Consider the following 19,770-nt stretch of genomic DNA (forward strand, 5'->3'; position numbering starts at 1 on the left):
CTATTGACAAACAATAAATTTGTGTATATTCAATATTTATGGTTTTATAATTAATGTCTACAATTTTTACTGGGGAAATAATGTAACCACAGAATTTTGTATAAATAATTTAGAGATTCATTATAAAATCAAATATTTGGTAGCGGGAATGTAAGCTCACGCATTAGATTTAAGAGTTAGTCTAATAGATTGATATCAATAATGATCATGAAAATTTGATGATTTCAGATATATCTATTTGGCAGTGGTAATTGATTGCGCCGAAAAAAAATCGAAATTTTAACTCCAGTGTGAATTGTAAAAAAGAGAAAATGATTCAACATGATGGAAAAAATACTTATACTAAAGATAGAATTGTAAAATCAATAAATAATTAAGTTAGTTACAAGGAATAGAATATGCTGGAATTATATCAGTGGGAACTATCTCAATATTCGGAAAAAGTGCGTCTAATCCTTGATTATAAAGGGTTGGAGTATCGCAAAATTGAGGTTACACCAGGGATTGGACAAGTCGAACTGTTTCGTTTAACTGGCCAGAAACAAGTTCCTGTGTTGAAGGATGGTCACAAATATATTGTAGATTCTACAGCGATCGCTAAATATTTAGATTCTGAATATCCAGATCGTCCGCTGATACCGACTAATCCCAAAAAACGCGCCACCGCGTTATTGCTAGAAGATTGGGCTGATGAGTCTATAGGTGTTAAGGGTAGAAAAGCGCTATTTGCTGCTATTAGTCAAGATCAGAGTTTTCGTAAGTCTTTATTACCCGTCTCCACACCAGATATTTTTAAAAGCATGGTTGAAGGTGTCCCCGCTGATTTTCTCAGTGTGTTGGGTTTTGGGGTTGGTTTCAGTCCAGATGTAATTAGTTCGGCGATCGCTAGTCTAAAACAAGATTTGGAAATTTTGACAGAATTATTAGCAGATAGTCCCTATCTGTTGGGAGATGAACCAACCATTGCTGATTTAACAGTCGCTGGTTTGTCTATATTATTGAAGTTCCCAGAAGGGCCTTATTTGGATTTACCAGAATCCCTGAGAGGTAAAGGATTGCCCATCTTAGCGGATAATCCTGATTATGAAGCATTTTTCACTTGGCGCGATCGCATCTACACTCAATTTAGAAAACCTTTATCCGGTAAACCTCCCGCGGCTGGAAGCGCACCAACTTCAATTCAAATTGATTAGATAACAGGTAATAGGTGATAGGTAAGAGGTAAGAGGTAACAGGTGACAGGTGACAGAAGGAAGTTTACCAATTACCAATTAATTACCCATTACCAATCACCTATTACCCATTACCATTGACCAATAACTAATAAAATGAATTCAGGACAACCACTAGGTTCAGTTATCCAAGGTTCGCTTACAGGTGGATTAGAAGTTAGATTACACCCAGATATTTCTGTCGAAGATATGCGGGTGGGGAAATTTTTAGTAGTACAAGGGGTGCGATCGCGCTTTTTCTGTATGCTGACTGATGTAGCATTAAGCGCTGCAAATGCCAGGATTATAGCTAGTCCCCCAAGTTGGGATGATACGTTTTTGCGAGAAGTTTTAGCCGGTAGTGGTACTTATGGCATGATCAACCTCGCACCCATGTTGATGTTTACCCCCGAATCTCAGGAAACTTCCTTCTCCACCAATGGTAAATCTATCAACCCCTTTATTCCCTCTACCAATGGGTTAGCATCATTTCAACCCCAAACCAGCACGACGATGGAATTGTTACCAGTTAAAACTATTCCTAGTCACTTTAGCCAAGTTTACGAAGCCAGTGAAGAAGATTTTCGGAAGGTGTTTGGTTGGGAAGATGATCCCCACAGAAAGAACTTTTCTATCGGTAAACCTTTAGATATGGATGTGCCGATTTGTATTGACTTAAATCGGTTTGTGGAACGGAGTAACGGCGTTTTTGGTAAATCTGGAACCGGTAAATCCTTCCTGACACGGTTACTTTTAGCAGGTGTCATTCGCAAAAATGCTGCTGTTAACTTAATCTTTGATATGCACTCAGAATATGGCTGGGAAGCAGTAGCTGAAGGCAAAGAAGTTAACACAGTCAAAGGTTTAAAACAATTATTTCCCGGTAAAGTTGAAGTTTATACCCTTGACCCCGAATCAACCAAGCGCAGGGGTGTACGAGACGCGCAAGAACTGTTTCTTAGCTATGAACAAATTGAAGTAGAAGATATTAAATTATGTGGCAGAGATTTAGGACTCTCAGATGCAGCTTTAGATAATGCCAATATCTTATTTAACGAGTTGGGTAAATCTTGGATTCCCCAATTATTCAATATGACTGGTGAAGATATTAAGATTTTTTGTGATGACAAGCCAGGCCACCCAGGCTCTATCACTTCATTACAGCGTAAATTATTACGCTTAGATAGTTTAAAATATATGCGGGCTGTTTGTCCCCAAAATTATATCAGTAAAATTTTACAATCTCTCGAAGCTGGGAAAAATGTTGTGGTAGAATTTGGTTCCCAGTCAAATATGCTTTCCTATATGTTGGTGACAAATATGATCACCAGACGCATTCATGAACATTATGTCAAAAGAGCAGATAAGTTTCTGCAAAGTAAAAATCCCTTAGATCGGCCAATGCCATTAATGATTACAATTGAGGAAGCGCACCGCTTTCTTGACCCAGGAGTAGTACAAAGTACAATTTTTGGAACTATAGCTAGAGAACTGCGGAAATATTTCGTAACACTTTTGGTAGTTGATCAACGCCCGTCGGGGATAGATAATGAAGTCATGTCCCAAATCGGTACTCGCATCACTGCTTTGCTTAATGACGAAAAAGATATTGATGCCATTTTTACAGGTGTATCTGGTGCTGGAGCTTTGCGATCAGTATTAGCAAAGTTAGATTCTAAGCAACAAGCCCTCATTTTGGGTCATGCCGTGCCTATGCCGGTGGTTGTGCGTACACGTCCTTATGATTCCGCTTTCTACGCCGAAATTGGCGACCAAATTTGGGAAGAGAAGTCAGACGCAGAGGTTTTTGCAGCCGCAGAACTAGCTAAAGCTGACTTAGGTTTTTAACCATTTGCAACAAATCTACCAATTACTCAGGACTCAAAACTCATTACTATTTCGTGACATCCCTCCATTAGAGCAGCTTCATAAGTTCGGTTATCCGGCTACTTGCAAGCAACAGAAGAGGGGTTTTTAACGTCACTATAGATATAGTCAGCGTTTTTCAGGGACTTCCTAAGAAACTTTAGCAGCTAGGCTATTTTACTTTAATAATCGAGAGCTTTAATCTGCTGCTATTTACTATCCACCAGATTTGCCTTAACATAAAAGTAGAACTCATACTGACTTCGTGTTTTAGGTTACGGACAGTGACTAAAAGGAAAGAGGAATTCTTGAAAACAACTCAGTATGGTGCGAAAGAGTTTCCATAATTAAGGGAGGGCAGAGGAACTCATTCCCAGACGGCACCGTCCTAAAAAAGACTATATAAGTTAATCGTTTATGGTAGCGCACAAATGTTCAGTGATGTGTGTACCATATTTCTCAATCCACCCTAATTGAGAAAATACCTATTTTGTTTAGGGAGTAGAGGACAACGCACCAATGCCTACTGTTAAAACCCAAAATGAAAACCTTAGCACCAAATTCACGGCTGATATGGTGAGAACCTATCTGCGGGAGATTGGTCGTGTGCCACTGCTAACCCGTGAACAAGAGATTGTATACGGGAAGCAAGTGCAGCAAATGATGACTTTGCTGGACGCTAAAGAAGCTTTATCCAAAAAACTAGGCCATGAACCTAGTTTAACAGAGTGGGCTACTCATGTTAACCAATCTGAAAACGAAGTTACGCAGACGGTAACGCAAGGCAAGCGAGCCAAGCAAAAAATGATTGAAGCCAATTTGCGTTTGGTTGTAGCTATTGCGAAAAAGTATCAGAAGCGAAATATGGAATTTCTGGATTTAATCCAGGAAGGGACTTTGGGACTAGAGAGAGGAGTAGAGAAATTTGATCCTATGAGGGGTTATAAATTCTCGACTTATGCTTACTGGTGGATTCGCCAAGCAATTACGAGAGCGATCGCCCAACAAGGTCGAACAATCCGCTTACCTATCCATATTACCGAAAAGTTGAACAAAATTAAAAAAGTGCAACGGGAATTGGCACAAAAGTTGGGAAGATCCCCAACACCTACAGAAATAGCCAAAGAACTGGAATTAGAACCTGCTCAAATTCGTGAGTATCTGAACATGGCACGTCAACCAGTTTCTTTAGATGTACGAGTTGGTGATAACCAAGATACCGAACTGCAAGAAATGCTGGAAGATGATGGGCCATCACCAGAATATTACACCACTCAGGAATTCTTGCGCCAAGACCTAAATAACCTCTTAGCAGAACTAACACCCCAACAGCGAGAAGTTGTGGCGCTGCGCTTTGGTTTAGAAGACGGTAATGAATTATCTTTAGCAAAAGTTGGTGAACGGTTGAACCTCAGCCGCGAACGTGTCCGTCAATTAGAGCATCAAGCTCTTGCACATTTACGTCGCCGTCGAGCCAATGTTAAAGAATACGTTGCCAGCTAAAAGTCGAGACAAGCATCCGCTTGTTAATAAAAATGACTTTTGGCTGTACGCCTCCTGAATTCAGGGGGCTATTTTTTTGCGTGTAATAAGCTGAACATCCTCTCATTTGCATATAATCCATCATTCATTTAATGTAACTCTTGTGGGGTGGGCATCTTGCCCGCCCTTGATGTGCAGAATAACAACTTACCAGTTACTAAGATCATTGTGTAGAATAAGCTGTTAAGCACCTAAGTTTGATAATCTTAAAATTGTTAAATCTTGTGGGGTGGGCATCTTGCCCGCCAGCCTTATACAAATTAAATGCACAACAGCTTATAACAGTATATACTTGCTTTTTAATTGGGGAGTATGATTCTGTGCCAGTGATTACCATTCGGGAACAACAGCAAACGGCAACAGGGTTTGCAGCAAGTCTCAGTTTTGGTGATGGTGAATATAACATTACGATTACTGACCCCTTCACTCCCCAGGAAGAACGGGAATTAGAATGGTATTTTGAAGAGTGGCTGGTTTATCCCATTGTGGATACAGTCAAAGCCGAAAGAGCAAAAAATAGCGTTAAAACATACGGTGAAAAGCTGTTTGATCAAGTTTTTCAGGATAAGAAAGCTTACAGCAAATATGAACAACTTAAAAATAATCTCAGTCAAGTACAAATAGAAATAGTTAGTAAAACGCCGGAATTTCAAGCCCTGCATTGGGAAGCATTGCAAGACCCCGATTTTCCTCGACCTTTAGCGGTAGATTGTGTAATGCTGCGGAAAAGCGTTAACTCTGCTGTCGGTTCTGTAAATTTGCCAACTTCTCCAGTGATTAATTTACTGGTAGTTGTAGCGCGTCCTGATGAAGAAAAGGATGTGGGTTATCGGACTATTTCTCGACCTCTGTTGGAGTTGATCGAAAATGGTCAATTACGGGTAAATATAGAGTTGCTGCGTCCGGGAACATATCAGGCATTATCCCAGCATTTGGAAGCCAAGGGCGCGAATTTTTATCACATCATTCATTTGGATATGCACGGGGCGTTATTGACTCATGAACAGGTGCAAAAACCCAGTGCAGTTAATCGTTATTTATTCAAAGGACGTTATGGAAGGGATGACTTGCAGCTTTTTGAGGGTGTGAAAGCGTTTTTGGCGTTTGAGGGGGAGAATCAGGGGAAAGTTGATTTGGTGGAAGCGTCGGAATTAGCCGCTTTGCTGACGGGTAAGGGTATTCCTGTGTGTATTCTCAATGCTTGTCAGTCGGGTAAACAAGTTAAAACTCTTGTGGGACAGGCTTCTAGTCTGTCATTAAATCAGGAGGTCGGGCAAGATGCCCAACCCACAAGAGAAGGCAATGCAGAAGCAACAAGAGAGAGAGAGGTCAGAGAAACCAGTTTAGGTAGTCGGTTGATGAGTGCGGGAATGCAGATGGTGGTAGCAATGGGTTATTCTGTCACCGTGACTGCGGCTAAGTTGATGATGGAACATTTATATAAACATTTGTTTGCTGATAAACCTATCACGGAAGCTATTAGATTAAGTCGGCGAGAATTGTTTAATGATAAGGAACGGAAAGCCTATTTTAATAAATTGATTAAATTAGAAGATTGGTTATTACCTGTGGTTTATTATAACCAGTCGGTGAATTTTAATTTACGTCAGTTTACTCCAGAAGAAGAAGAGAAATATTTTGAAACTGTTGGTAGTGAATATCGCTTTCCTTTACCGACATATGGCTTTGTGGGGCGAGATTTGGAAATTCTCAAAATTGAGAAGGCGTTGTTAAAACACAATGTTTTATTGTTACAAGGAATGGGAGGAACAGGAAAAACCACTCTGTTAAATTATCTGCGGGAATGGTGGCAGAAAACTAACTTTGTTAAAAATACCTTTTATTTTGGCTACGATGAAAAAGCCTGGACACTCGACCAAATTTTATTTTTCATTGGACAACAGATATATAAAAAGTTTGAATTTGCTAGTTTTCAAGCAATGAGTCAAAGGGCGCAAATAGAGAAATTAGTCGCCAAATTGCGGGCTGAAAAATATGCTGTGATTTTAGATAATTTGGAATCAGTTACAGGACAACAATTAGCGATACAAAATACTTTACCAGAAACAGAACGGAATCAAATCCGCGATTTTATTGGGCGGTTGGTTGGTGGTCAAACTTTGGTAGTTTTGGGTTCACGCAGTCGGGAAGAATGGTTACAGCAGCAAACTTTTAAATTCAATCTTTATGAATTGCAAGGATTAGATCAGGAAGCACGAACGGAGTTAGCTGAGAAGATTTTAGAAATAAATTTACCTACACACAAAATTGAGAAAATTCGCCAAGATGGGGATTTTCAGAAGTTAATGAAGTTGTTGGCTGGTTATCCCTTAGCGATGGAAGTTGTGTTAGCGAATTTGCAAAAGCAAACACCACAGGAAATTTTACAGGGTTTGCAAGCAGCAGATGTAAATTTAGATGTTGCTAGTGAGGATAAAACTAGGAGTATTTTAAAATGTGTGGAATATTCTCACAGTAATTTATCACCAGAAGCGCAAAAATTACTGATTTGTTTAGCCCCTTTTAGTGGGTTTATTTATCGTGCTGTTATTCCTAATTATATCAATGAGTTACAGAAATTAGAACCTTTTCAAAATTATCAACTTGATAAACTTGATGATGCTATTCAAGAGGCAATTAACTGGGGTTTATTATCCCCAATGGATAAGGATTCACCCTTGTTAACAATTCAGCCTGTATTTCCCTACTTTTTGAAGACTAAATTAGTAACTGTTGACCATGCAACTTGTGAAGCATTGCAAACAGGATTTAAAAACCATTATTTAGTTTTGGCAGGTTCTTTTCGTCAGTTAATGGCATCTAAAGATGCCCAAGAGCGACAATTGGGGATATTTTTCTGTAAGCTAGAATATGAAAATCTATATAATGGTTTGCAAATTTGTTTAGAAAAGCAAGAAACTATTAGTATATTTTTATGTTTATTTGATTATTTCTCTTTAAATCATGACTTTCAAAGTGGACTGAAATTATCAGAATTTGTATGCCAAGCCCAAGAATCTTATCCATCCGAAATTTGCACTGGAGAAATAGGTTGGGAAATAATGATGGTACTTGATAGATTAGCTAACTGCTATTTCCAGATAAAAAATTATCAGAAAGCAAAAGTTTCTTATCAGAGAATTGTGGAGTTAACACAACAACTCAGTGGCATATCAGAAAAGCAATATCAATTAGCACTTGCTAACACATACCACCAGTTGGGATATATTGCCCAAGAATTAAGGGATTTTCCAGATGCACGGTGCTATTATCAGCAATCCTTAGAAATCTATCTCAAATTTGGCTATGATTATGACCCTACAAACACTTATCACCAGAATCTAGCTAACACATACCACCAGATGGGAATGGTTGCCCAAGAACTGAAGGAATTTGAAAATGCACAGCAAAATTATCAACTAGCTTTAAATATACGTCTTAAATATAGATTGCGGTATGAGCAAGCCAAAACTTATCACCAGTTAGGATTGGTAGCTCTAGAATTAGAAGAATTTGAAACTGCACGACACAATTATCAACTAGCTTTAGAAATATGGAGCGAATTTAAATCTTACTATGAGGAAGCTAAAACTTCCCACGAATTGGGAATATTTTCAGCTAAATTAGGAGAATTTTCCGAAGCAAGAAAACATTATCAAAAAGCTTTGGCAATAAAAATTGAATATAATTATTACTATGAACAAGCTGGAACTTATGGACAATTAGGTTTGCTTGCTGCATCGCAGGAAAATTATACAGAAGCGAGGGTAAATTTACAAAAAGCTTTAGGTATATATGTTGAATATAAAGATGAATATAGGGCGAATATTACGAGGGAGATTTTAGAGAGATTACCAGAGTGATAAAATAAATACGGTTGTTTTGTTTGCTTTCACAACCGCCCTGAACTAAAGTTCCGGGCTAATAGCACAAGTACGTTAAAACGCACTACTTTTATAATCAATCAATTCTGAATAGTCAGTTTTAACCGACTTTAGCTATCAGACAGGGAATTTATTCCCTGGCTTAAAGGTTCATAAATACTTTCTCGACTGATTGCTTCATCAGAAAAGGTTAGCATTTGTTTTGTCTAATAAGATTTTGCCTAAAACTATCTCTATATCTACTCTGCTTCTAAATTTGGCGTGATTTGCTGTGAACCGTGAATAACAGCCAGCACTTCTATTTCCTCAGATTTGATGTAGTAAATTATTCGATATGCACCTTCAATTACTTCACGGATTTCCTGAGTTGCAAACTCTGGTACAATCCGACCTGAAAACGGAAAATTAGCTATTTGTTCAGAACGCCTAGTTAATCTGTCAATTACTCTAGCTGCATATTGTGGAGAGTTTGGGGAAATATAAGTATAAATTGCCGAAAGATTTTCTACAGCTGTTTGTGTCCAATAAACTTTCACTCTGGTAATCCAAATTTAGCTCTAACTTCCTGTACAGAAATTAATCTACTAGCTTGACTGTCAGCAAGTCCAGCCTCAACTACTTGCCTAACATAAATCTCATACATCAAATCATCCCAAGTAAAATTATCAGGTAATCTGTCAATTAATTTTTGGGCTTCGGTTTTAATGTTTGATTTTTCCATATTTTTAGCTCAAATCTAGCTCTTTGATTACATTGTAAGCTGAAAATCAAAATGCCACTTGAATTATATCATGAACCTAATATAGCAGTTCTTGGTTGAGTGAAATACAAAAACCCCACCCCCAACCCCCTCCCCGCAATCGAGGAGGGGGCTTATGACGCTATAAACGCTGTAAAAATTCCCTGTGTTCTGGTGAATTTAATCCGGTTTGCAATACTTCTAAAACTTTAACCATATCACCTGCTAATAATGCAGTTACAGATAACCATAATCCGGGCATAACTTGACTTTTAATAATTCCCTCTACATCAGGTTGCAGTAATATATATTCACTGTCATGTAACCCAAACCAATCTAATTTATTTTCTAAACTCTGCCAAACAATATATTCTTGAATGCCGTTACGTTTATAGGCTTTCTTCTTATCATATAAATCATAAGCTGCACTGCTGGCGGCAATTTCCGCGACTAATTCCGGTGCGCCTTCAATATAATCATCATCGGTAATTCGAGATTTTCCACCCAAACTTTCATCAATTAATAAAACTCCATCTGGTTGGGGTTCGTTATCTTGATCTAATCTGATGGTGGGTTCTATTCCTAATTTAATTCCAGGGGTATAAATACGATAATTCCACAACCAACCGATTAAATTGCTATGGGGTTCTGCATGACGTTGAAAGCGTAAGGGTGAGGCCACGTAAACTACTCCTTCGATTAATTCAGCTTTTTTAATATCGAGACTTTCAGCATAACGACGTTCAAATTCATGGCGTGATAAGCGATCGCCATTTTCTAATGGTAGAATTTGAGGAGTTGGGTTAGTTTGTGGCCGCTGCATTACCATTTGCTATACCTCCAAGAATTAATTTACACAATCAGCAGAGGACGGGAAAAACCGCCCGTATATAATCAATTATGGTGTTGGGGATAAAGTTCCGCTACTAGTAGTCGGTGGTTCGGTGTAATCGCAAAAGATATTTACCCCTATTTTGAGGATATACAAAACTATAACGGTGGGAATAGCTCTATTTTATAATCTCTGTAAACATTTTGATCTAATTTCCTTTTTTTCAACTTGGATCTTCTATAAAAATATCAAGCTGTTTTGCCGCATTAGCTAGTTTATCATCAGTGGTTGCTAATAATAGTCCTTCTCTGATTGCTAATTCTAAATAAGCCGCATCGTAAGCAGCAAGATTGTACTGTCTAGCTAAATTTAATGTATCATTAATACTTTCCGTAATCGGTTTAGCATCAATTAAAATAGGTAAACTTTGCAGCAGTTTAATCACCTGATCAGTTTTTTCTCTAGTATTACGATTTCTCCTTTCTGCTACCCACAAAACATTACTAATTTCTAGCCAGAAAAATGCAGGGACTAGTGCCTGATTTTGTCGAATTATGATTTCATAAATTGCCTCAGCATAGATATTGTTTTCATCCTCCAGACACCAATTAATAGCCACAGAACAATCTAAAACAAATAGCATTCAAATTATCTTCCTAATTCTCTAGCTTCCCTGATTGATAAATTACCTAATGAAATTCCCGGTTTTAATTCCTTGAGTTTCGCTTTGATTTCTAATAATTCCTGTTGATTATTTCTTGTCGAAGTTTCCATTAATTCATTCATATTAGACTGAGAATGAATTTTAATTTGCTGCAACATTAAATCTGCTTTACACTGAATTATATCATCTGCAAATAATTTAACTTCTTCTGTTTTTGCTACTGTTAACTGTTGTAAAATTGATTTGACCTCTGCTTGTAAAGAATTACCATGCTTTTGAGCGCGAGAGTTTAGCCACTGGATAATATTTGGATCTAAGTCCTCTAAAATAATTGGATTCATAAGTATTAAGTTCTGTGAGGGAGGGGGTAAATCTATCAGGACGGGAAAACCCCGCCCCTACATCATAAATTATTTGGCTGAGGGTAAAGTTCCGCTACTAGTAGTCGGTGGTTCGGTGTAATCGCAAAAGATATTTACGCCTATTTTGAGGATATACAAAACTATAACGGTTGCGATCGCAGGATCAAGGGGTAAACCGTTGGCTGAGGCTAAACTCACTAAGGAGACTATCAAACCGGTGAGTAGAGGTGAACTACCGGGATTTTTCGTATATTCCTTAATTTGACCACGAAACCCGTCATCGCCGCAAAGTTCATTTCGCAAGTTTTTGAGGGTGATGTCCCAAAGTGATTTACCTTCCCCCATGATGATTTGACCATTTTTGTCTTGCCATAAATCTTGAAAAGCCTTCTCCATGCTGCCGTTGTGCTTTTCTAACTGATCTAGTGCTTCTAGTCCGGGGGTGTAATCGGGCATTAATTCCCGCATAGCTTGGATTTCGTTGTTAGTGAGTTGCATAACTGATCTGGGGTTATTACTGAGTAATGTGGAAATTAACTACATTTTTGAGATGAATATTTTTCTTACCTAATATTTTTCATCTCTCGTCCGAAATCTCAAGGTTTGCTGTTGTAGATAAAAGTAGCCAAGCAAATTGGACTGTGAGAGCAATCCCGATGATCGCAATTTGCTATATATCAATATAAATTTGATTGGTAGTTTTGAAAATCTAGTTGTCATCCCTCAAATGGGTGAACTCATTGGCTGAAGCGTAAATTTATCAAATGATTATATTGTCCGCATTATTAAAAAAAAATCTATAAAAACTTTATTTTTGACTTTTTTGAACTAAATAATATATATAAAACCTTTGAGGGAATCGCGCAGTATCAGTGTTTAGTTAAGATTTAATGAAATTACAGAGAAGTAGTTAGCTTTATTACAGGAGAAATCAGGTGCTTAACAATATTTCTAAATTCATTACCTCACGTCAGTTAAAATTTCCTGTTGTTAGTGTGCTGATCACCGTTGGTATTTTAGGCTTGGGTGTAGTCGGTGAACAAACAAAAATTAACCTGAAATCTTCTACTGTGATAGCGGCTAATTTACCAAGTTCTCAAAATCAAATTCAGAGTGGTGATAAAACTCCTATTTTGGCGCGATTGAGAGAAATTAGAGATCAAAGAAGTCAACTCAGCGCTAACAATACAGATAGTAACGACTTAGAATCGGAAATTTTGTCCAAAAATATTCAGACAATCCCCACAAAGACAAGACAGATAGAGGGAAAATCACGAGTAAATTTCCCTGAAAGAGATGGTATTTATCTCTATGGTCAGTCTTCAACACCAAACCAGTTAGGACAAGGTTATATTGTGTTTCAGAAACAACAAGGTAAGGTGATTGGTGCATTGTATATGCCGAGTTCTGAGTATAGTTGTTTTCAGGGGACAATTGCTAAGTCAGGGGAACTGGCAATGACAGTAACTAGTTCACCAGGAGAACTTGGTGTAATGCAAGTGTCAACTACCAGCAGAATACCTAGATTCAGCGATGAAGATGCTATCACTTACGCTTACTCTGTAGCATTGCAGGATTATCATCAGCTAGACGCTGTGAGTGCTAATGATAGAGAAATTTTGCAAGGGTGTAGTCAAGATGTCAATGGTGGGAATCAGTAGACATCGACCGACTTTAAATACGTGTATCCTATAACCTTTGTAGAGACATTCCATGGAACGTCTCTACATTCTTTTTCGGAGACACAGCACTTCCCGCTATTCTGAGGTAGAAGAACCCCACCCCCAACCCCCTCCCCGCAAGCGATGAGGGGGCTACGATGTACCTCATATAATTGATATAATTGGAAATTGCTGTATCTACGGATTTGAAACCTGGTAAATTAGGATTAATCAATATTCAATTCCTGCTTGAGCTTTAACGCCTTGATCGCGGAAAGGATGCTTAACTAAAGTCATTTCGGTGACTAAATCTGCTTTTTCAATTAAAGCAGGTGGTGCGCCTCTACCTGTGAGAATTACGTGTTTATCAGGTGGTTTTTGGGATAGACCGGCTAGTACTTGTTCAACTTCTAAGTAACCGAGTTTGAGAGCAATATTAATTTCATCTAATAGTACGAGTTTGAAGTCGGGGTTGCGGATAAATTCTAATGATTTATCCCAAGCCGCGCTGGCTTTATCTAAATCCCGATCGCGATCTTGAGTTTCCCAGGTGAAGCCTTCACCCATAGCGTGAAATTCTAATTGGTCTGACCAATGGCTGAAAACCCGCTTCTCTGAAGGTTCCCAGGCTCCTTTGATGAATTGAACGATTGCTACTTTATGACCATGACCGAGCGATCGCATGACCATTCCTAAAGCCGCTGTGGTTTTCCCCTTCCCGTTCCCAGTATTGACAATAATTAACCCTTTTTCGGGTATGGCTTTGGCTATGCGTTTATCTTGTACTTCTTTCCGTCGCTGCATTTTTTGGCGATACTGATCATCATTCAAAGATGATGACATTACCTCATCAATCAAACGCGAAATTTCTTGGTCTGAATTTAAATTTTCTGGTGTGTCGTTTTTCATAAACTTTGTTAGAAATTAAGTTTGGATGATTACTTACTTCCTTCGCTCTGGAAGAATGAAGAATTAAATGAACCGCGAAGACGCAAAGGACGCGAAGGTAAGAAAGAAGAAGGAAGAAGATTGTAATTATCGGATTTTCCCTATATCTGTTCAGGTTACGCTAAACATTATTGAAAATATGTGAGTATTTACGCTTTTAGCTGACGGATAATGATTTACCGTCCTAACATTTTATCTCGAAGATGCTTGATGCGATCGCGGAATTTTGCAGCTTCTTCAAATTCCATGTTCTTCGATGCTTCTTTCATTTGTGCTTCTAATAGGGTAATCAATTCTGGAATCTGCTCTAATGGTAGATCGTTAATATGTTCATCTACGACTTTTAAATCAGTTGCATTTAAACGTCTTGATACATCTAAAAAAGACAAAATCGCATTACCAGATTTTTTGATAATTGGTTGTGGTGTAATTCCGTGTAGTTTATTATGTGCCGTTTGAATTCCCCGTCTTCTATCGGTTTCATCAATGGCTTTAATCATACTCTTGGTTAAGTTATCAGCATACATGATGGCTTTTCCGTGAATATGACGCGCAGCCCGGCCAATGGTTTGAATCAAGGAACGTTCAGCACGTAAGAAACCTTCTTTGTCTGCATCCATAATTGCAACTAAGGAAACTTCGGGTAAATCCAAACCTTCCCGCAGTAAATTTACACCCACCAACACATCAAAAATTCCCTCACGTAAATCTTGTAAAATCTCAATGCGTTGGATTGAATTAATTTCCGAATGTAAATATCTAACTTTAATGCCTTTATCTTCCAAATATTCAGTTAAATCTTCCGCCATCCGCTTTGTTAAAGTGGTAATCAAAGTTCTTTCCTTACGGTCAACTCTATCTTTGATTTCTCCTAACAAATCATCAATTTGTCCTTCTGTGGGACGAACAAATATTTCTGGATCTACTACTCCAGTTGGGCGAATTACTTGCTCAACTATATTATCTTCAGAAATTTCTAATTCCCAAAGTCCTGGGGTTGCAGAAACAAAAATACATTGATTGGCTTTTTGCCAAAATTCATCAACCTTTAAAGGACGGTTATCGGCAGCACTGGGAAGCCGAAAACCATGATCTATTAAAACTTTTTTCCGTGCTTGGTCGCCGTTATACATCCCGCGAATTTGAGGAACTGTAACGTGAGATTCATCAATTACTAACAGCCAATCTTTAGGAAAATAATCAATTAAACATTCTGGTGGTTCTCCAGCTTGTCTACCTGCTAAATGACGAGAATAGTTTTCTACACCGTTGCAATAACCCACTTCTCGCAACATTTCCAAATCGTAGCGGGTGCGTTGGTCGATGCGTTGCGCTTCTACTAATTTACCTAATTCTTCTAATGTTAATTTTTGCTGTTTTAATTCTGCGGAAATATCTTCACAAGCGACTTCTAAACGTTCTTCTGGGGTGACAAAGTGACGAGCAGGGTAAATGTTAACGGCTTGGAGACTGCTCAAAATTTCCCCAGTTACAGGGTCAATGTAGCGAATTGCGTCAATTTCATCGCCAAAAAATTCAACGCGGATGATCCGGTCTTCATAAGCAGGGCCAATTTCTAAGACATCACCACGAACGCGGAATTTTCCCCGACCCATTTCTAAATCGTTGCGGCTATACTGCACAGATGTCAAATCGCGCAAAATTTGCCTTTGGTTAACTTCCATCCCAATGTGGAGGGGAATGGCAGCTTTGAGGTATTCAGCTGGCATTCCTAAGCCGTAAATGCAGCTAATAGAAGCAACAACGATGACATCTTTGCGTTCAAAGAGCGATCGCGTGGCTGAATGTCGCAACATATCTATCTCATCATTAATCGCTGCTGTTTTTTCTATATAAGTGTCTGTAACCGGAATATACGCTTCTGGTTGATAATAATCGTAATAGCTGACAAAATACTCAACAGCGTTGTTAGGGAAGAACTCCCGCAACTCATTACACAACTGAGCAGCCAGGGTTTTGTTGTGCGCTAAGACTAAGGTAGGTTTACCCACCTTCTCAATCACTGCGGCGATAGAAAAAGTCTTACCGGTTCCCGTTGCACCCAGTAAAGTTTGGTAACGATTACCGGCTTGGAGACTGGAGACAAGTTGTGCGATCGCTCGCGGTTGATCCCCTGTGGGACTAAAGGGAGCTTGAAGACTAAATTCCGTCATACAGTTTTGTTGAAGATACCCACTTCCATAGTAGCGACACAGCCTCTGTCTGTGGGGTCTGAGTGGTAAAACAACAGAAGCAAGGTGGGGATGTCAAAGATGACTACATTTTCTCGTTCCGCGAGTTGATTGGCTTGGTGGAGGAGCGCATCCCATTTACATCCCCTACCTACGAAACTTTAAGGTCAAGGTATTGCAACGATTAAATAAACTTATATTTATATGAGGTTTTTTAGAGTTACACTCACATATATAGGAGAAAATACATCTTTCCTTAATTATTGTAAAATTCACGTAATAAGTAAAAGGTGTTAGTTTACAAAGCGCCACAGCTGCAAAGGAGACATAAAAATGGAAGAAAATACCCAGGGTAATAATGTGAATACAGAAGAAGGTTCTCAAGGGACACTCATCGTTGCTGGAGAGCGTCCCATTGGCAGCAGTGGCTTACAAGTCGCAGAAACAATATCAATCGCTGGATTGCGTCCTATTGGCACAAGTAGTTTGGAAGTGGTTGAAACCTATAACGCTATGGGAATTCGTCCCATAGGTGCAAACACGTTCCAAATGGTTAGTAGTATCAATCTCTCTGGTATTCGTCCAATTGGTTCTAGTTCAATAGTAGTTTCTGAAAACTATTCTGTGTTTGGTAATCGTCCAATTGCACCTAATATTGTTGACGATTCTGAAATTCTGATGGGATTTCTAGACTAAGAACTAAGATTAATCCCATATCTCTATTAGCCCAGTTTTATTGCTAAACTGGGTTTTTTATGAAAATAAAGCGAAAAATTTGATTTCACCAATTGCATGGCATCATTAATGCTACAGATGTCGAATTTGCAATCTAGGTTATACTCAAGCAAGAGAATTGCTATAAGTTAGGTTATGGGAATTGAAGAATTATTACTACCATTTCGTGAAGAAATATTAAAAATTGCCGCTAAATATGACGCTTATAATATGCGGATTTTTGGCTCAGTTGCCAGAGGTGAAGCAACACCAGATAGTGATGTAGATTTTTTAGTGGAACTGCAACCTCAATGCAGTTTATTTGACTATATAGCTTTAACTCAAGATTTGGCAGCATTGCTAGGACGCAAAGTTGATGTTGCTGAACCTCAGAATTTACATGATTTAATTAAAGATAAAGTATTAAGTGAAGCTGTCCCATTATGAAAAATGAGCGTTTATATAGCCTTTCCCACTCTAGTTAGATACAAAATTACCCCTCCCCAACCCTCCCCTTGGTAAGGGGAGGGTGCGCGACAGCGCGGGTGGGGTGTATTTCATGAGCTTGGGAATTGCTATAACGATTCATAGTTTAACTAAATATGGAACCCCTCTCCAAACCTCTGTTCACGGGGAGAGGCTTTGAACTTGTTCTTTGTATTATCAAAAAGTCAAATTTCTAGCCGTTTTGAATATATCTAAAGGTCAATCTGAATTTAGTTTGGCAAATTATCGAGCAAAATTTAGCTGATTTAAAGTCACAAGTTACAACAATTTTACAAAATTTAAGTGAAGGTTAGGATGATATGCCCTGAGAATTATAGGTAATCAATCTAACATCATTTTACCGCACTAACTGCATAGCATTATTAAAAAACTGACGACATAAACCTTTGGTGACTAAAATTGTCGTCAACAAATTGGCGACAACAACCATAAACATAATCAATATTTCATAGGATACAGCTTCTAAAGGTTTTACTCCAGCTAGTAACTGTCCACTGGTGAAAGCTGGGATTGTCACCATGCCAATGAGCATCATTTGATTTAAAGTGGGGAGCAATGCGGCTCTAATTGCGTCTTTACGATAAGGGCTAATAGCTTGCTGGGGAGTTGCACCTAAACTTAAGTGAGTCTCTATTTCTGCGGGAGATTGGTTAATCGCACTTACAAGACGTTCTCCTGCTACTGCTGCTGCATTCATGCCATTACCAATCAATATACAGGCTAAAGGAATTAGATAACGTGGTTCGTACCATCTATCTGGTTGGATAATTAAAAAGTTGGTATAAAGCAATGTTAAGGCGGTACTTACAAAAATTGCTCCCCACACTAAAGGTAGTACTTGAGGAACTTTTTGGCTGATGCGATTTCGTGCGACAATCGCCGTAATTGTCAGCATGATTGTTAAAATCGCTAAAACTGCCCAAACATTGTCTACAGCAAAGATGAAGTCTAAAACGTATCCTAATACGATGAGTTGGAGGATGGTTCTACCGGTAGCTAAGGCTAAGTTTAACTCTAGTCCTAATTTTTCCCAGGCAGATAAACCAAGAGCGATCGCTATTAATGCTACAGCTAATGCTAAATCTACAATATCCAGTTTAATCAAATCCGGCATGGTTTCTCTATTTCCTGGGATTTTATACTTGTAGCAACGACAAGATGGCGAGGACATCAATTGATCATGAAACTCTGTCTAAAACAGGTTTTTACTCCTGATTCCTAATTTCTGACTCCTGACTTCTGCTATCAAACAGCCTACACGCGAATAATTCAAAATTCCATTAGCAAACAGCACCCGTAAAAGTGTATCTTTTGTATCTCGATTAAAATAATAAATTATGATCCAAAGAGTAAATTCCATTCCCGCATTTGATATAAAGCAGCAATACGCGACTATTGAAGCGGAAGTAAGTAGTGCTGTTCTAGAGGTGCTTGCTTCAGGCCGTTATATTGGTGGCCCCGCAATTGCAGGCTTTGAGCAACAATTTGCTGCTTATCATGGTGTAAGTGAATGTGTAGCTTGTAATTCTGGTACAGATGCGCTGTATTTAGCACTACGCGCTTTAGGAGTTGGTGCAGGTGATGAAGTTATTACCACACCTTTCACCTTTTTTGCAACTACTGAAGTGATCAGTGCTGTAGGTGCAACACCTGTTTTTGTTGATATTGATGCCACTACCTTTAATTTGGATGTAGCCCAAATAACAGAGGCAATTACACCTAAGACCAAGGCTATGATCCCAGTTCACTTGTTTGGACTACCTGTGGATATGACAGCTTTGATGGAGGTTGCTCAATTTCACAATTTAGCAGTAATTGAGGATTGCGCTCAAGCCACAGGTGCAACTTGGGATAGTCAAAAAGTTGGCAGCATTGGACACGTTGGTTGTTTTAGCTTTTACCCAACTAAGAATCTGGGTGGTTGCGGTGATGGTGGTGCAATTACAACTAATGATAGTGCGATCGCAGCCAAGTTGAGAATATTGCGAGAACATGGCAGTAAAGAAAGATATATTCACGAAGAAATAGGTGTCAATAGCCGTTTAGATGCCATTCAAGCCGTAATTCTGCAAATTAAACTGCGCTATCTAGATACTTGGAACAAACAACGGCAACAAATAGCCGCTTATTACTACCAATACCTCAGTCAAGTTCCCGGTATCACCACACCCCAAGAATTACTAGGAGGAGTGGGAGTTTGGAATCAATATACCATTCGCGTTTCTAGTGAAGGCAGAAATGGTGCAAGTGCTAAATATCGGGATTGGGTGCGGACTCAATTACAAGAAAAAGAAGTGAGTTCCATGCTTTACTATCCCCGTCCTTTACATCTGCAACCAGTTTATGAACATCTAGGTTATCAACCGGGACAATTGCCAGTATCAGAGCAAGCTTGTCACGAGGTGATATCTTTACCCATGTTCCCAGAACTAACCCAGGAACAGCAAGATAAAGTAATTTATGCCTTGAAAGATTGTTTAAGCTAGAAGAGGTGACAGGGAACAGGTGACAGGTGACAGTTTAAGAGGGAATAGCGGAAAAGTTAATTATTTCTCCTGACTCCTGACTCCTGACTCCTGACTCCTGACTCCTGACTCCTGACTCCTGACTCCTGACTCCTGACTCCTGACTCCTGACTCCTATAGGAA

17 protein-coding genes are annotated in these 19,770 nt (G+C 38.8%); 8 read left to right on the top strand and 9 right to left on the bottom strand.

The features are described from left to right. Positions 1-398: 398 nt before the first annotated feature. From ACOWPH_RS24405 to ACOWPH_RS24420, 4 genes are all read left to right on the top strand, one after another. Positions 399-1,193: a glutathione S-transferase family protein gene (locus tag ACOWPH_RS24405; protein ID WP_015212703.1), complete on the top strand. Its 795-nt coding sequence runs from the start codon at positions 399-401 to the stop codon at positions 1,191-1,193. 135 nt (positions 1,194-1,328) lie between these two features. Continuing rightward, entirely contained in the window at positions 1,329-3,059 is a 1,731-nt protein-coding gene (locus ACOWPH_RS24410) for a helicase HerA domain-containing protein (RefSeq protein WP_015212704.1), read from the top strand. 537 nt (positions 3,060-3,596) lie between these two features. Beyond that, positions 3,597-4,580, top strand: coding sequence for an RNA polymerase sigma factor, RpoD/SigA family (locus ACOWPH_RS24415; protein ID WP_015212705.1), 984 nt, complete (start codon positions 3,597-3,599; stop codon positions 4,578-4,580). 359 nt (positions 4,581-4,939) lie between these two features. After that, the gene (locus ACOWPH_RS24420; protein WP_015212706.1) at positions 4,940-8,482 is read left to right on the top strand and encodes a tetratricopeptide repeat protein; all 3,543 of its coding nucleotides are present in this window, start codon (positions 4,940-4,942) and stop codon (positions 8,480-8,482) included. Positions 8,483-8,742: 260 nt separating this feature from the next. Here the strand turns inward: ACOWPH_RS24420 and ACOWPH_RS24425 are convergent, their stop codons facing one another. The 6 genes from ACOWPH_RS24425 to ACOWPH_RS24450 all read right to left on the bottom strand — a co-directional run bounded on the left by ACOWPH_RS24425 (position 8,743) and on the right by ACOWPH_RS24450 (position 11,598). Continuing rightward, complete coding sequence (locus ACOWPH_RS24425; protein ID WP_015212707.1) at positions 8,743-9,039, bottom strand: type II toxin-antitoxin system RelE/ParE family toxin; 297 nt, start codon at positions 9,037-9,039, stop codon at positions 8,743-8,745. After that, complete coding sequence (locus ACOWPH_RS24430) at positions 9,036-9,224, bottom strand: hypothetical protein (protein WP_015212708.1); 189 nt, start codon at positions 9,222-9,224, stop codon at positions 9,036-9,038. The genes ACOWPH_RS24425 and ACOWPH_RS24430 overlap by 4 nt, the downstream gene beginning before the upstream one ends. 160 nt (positions 9,225-9,384) lie before the next feature. Then, positions 9,385-10,071, bottom strand: coding sequence for a Uma2 family endonuclease (locus ACOWPH_RS24435; RefSeq protein WP_015212709.1), 687 nt, complete (start codon positions 10,069-10,071; stop codon positions 9,385-9,387). Between the two features lie 226 nt (positions 10,072-10,297). Beyond that, positions 10,298-10,717 (bottom strand): type II toxin-antitoxin system VapC family toxin, encoded by a 420-nt coding sequence (locus ACOWPH_RS24440; RefSeq protein ID WP_015212710.1) that lies wholly within the window; start codon positions 10,715-10,717, stop codon positions 10,298-10,300. Between the two features lie 5 nt (positions 10,718-10,722). Further along, complete coding sequence (locus ACOWPH_RS24445; protein ID WP_015212711.1) at positions 10,723-11,079, bottom strand: FitA-like ribbon-helix-helix domain-containing protein; 357 nt, start codon at positions 11,077-11,079, stop codon at positions 10,723-10,725. 69 nt (positions 11,080-11,148) lie between these two features. Continuing rightward, entirely contained in the window at positions 11,149-11,598 is a 450-nt protein-coding gene (locus ACOWPH_RS24450; protein WP_015212712.1) for a hypothetical protein, read from the bottom strand. 437 nt (positions 11,599-12,035) lie between these two features. Here ACOWPH_RS24450 and ACOWPH_RS24455 point away from each other — a divergent pair, with 437 nt between their 5' ends. Continuing rightward, positions 12,036-12,761 carry a hypothetical protein gene (locus ACOWPH_RS24455; protein WP_015212713.1) on the top strand — a complete coding sequence of 242 codons (726 nt, stop codon included), beginning with the start codon at positions 12,036-12,038 and terminating at the stop codon, positions 12,759-12,761. A gap of 231 nt (positions 12,762-12,992) precedes the next feature. Here ACOWPH_RS24455 and cobO read toward each other — a convergent pair whose 3' ends face one another. Beyond that, a complete protein-coding gene (gene cobO / locus ACOWPH_RS24460; protein ID WP_015212715.1) occupies positions 12,993-13,670 on the bottom strand; it encodes a cob(I)yrinic acid a,c-diamide adenosyltransferase in 678 nt (225 codons plus the stop codon). Between the two features lie 215 nt (positions 13,671-13,885). Continuing rightward, the gene (uvrB, locus tag ACOWPH_RS24465) at positions 13,886-15,883 is read right to left on the bottom strand and encodes an excinuclease ABC subunit UvrB (protein WP_015212716.1); all 1,998 of its coding nucleotides are present in this window, start codon (positions 15,881-15,883) and stop codon (positions 13,886-13,888) included. A 351-nt stretch (positions 15,884-16,234) separates the two neighbouring features. Between uvrB and ACOWPH_RS24470 the strand changes: the two genes are divergently transcribed. Next, on the top strand, positions 16,235-16,597 hold the full coding sequence (locus tag ACOWPH_RS24470) for a hypothetical protein (RefSeq protein WP_015212717.1): 363 nt from the start codon (positions 16,235-16,237) through the stop codon (positions 16,595-16,597). A gap of 174 nt (positions 16,598-16,771) precedes the next feature. After that, positions 16,772-17,062 carry a nucleotidyltransferase family protein gene (locus ACOWPH_RS24475; RefSeq protein WP_015212718.1) on the top strand — a complete coding sequence of 97 codons (291 nt, stop codon included), beginning with the start codon at positions 16,772-16,774 and terminating at the stop codon, positions 17,060-17,062. A 397-nt stretch (positions 17,063-17,459) separates the two neighbouring features. Here ACOWPH_RS24475 and ACOWPH_RS24480 read toward each other — a convergent pair whose 3' ends face one another. After that, positions 17,460-18,236 (bottom strand): ABC transporter permease, encoded by a 777-nt coding sequence (locus ACOWPH_RS24480; RefSeq protein WP_015212719.1) that lies wholly within the window; start codon positions 18,234-18,236, stop codon positions 17,460-17,462. 223 nt (positions 18,237-18,459) lie between these two features. Between ACOWPH_RS24480 and ACOWPH_RS24485 the strand changes: the two genes are divergently transcribed. Next, positions 18,460-19,608, top strand: coding sequence for a DegT/DnrJ/EryC1/StrS family aminotransferase (locus ACOWPH_RS24485; protein WP_015212720.1), 1,149 nt, complete (start codon positions 18,460-18,462; stop codon positions 19,606-19,608). Positions 19,609-19,770 lie beyond the last annotated feature (162 nt).

This window comes from Anabaena sp. PCC 7938, assembly GCF_049315035.1.
In the GTDB taxonomy this organism is placed as follows: domain Bacteria; phylum Cyanobacteriota; class Cyanobacteriia; order Cyanobacteriales; family Nostocaceae; genus Anabaena; species Anabaena cylindrica.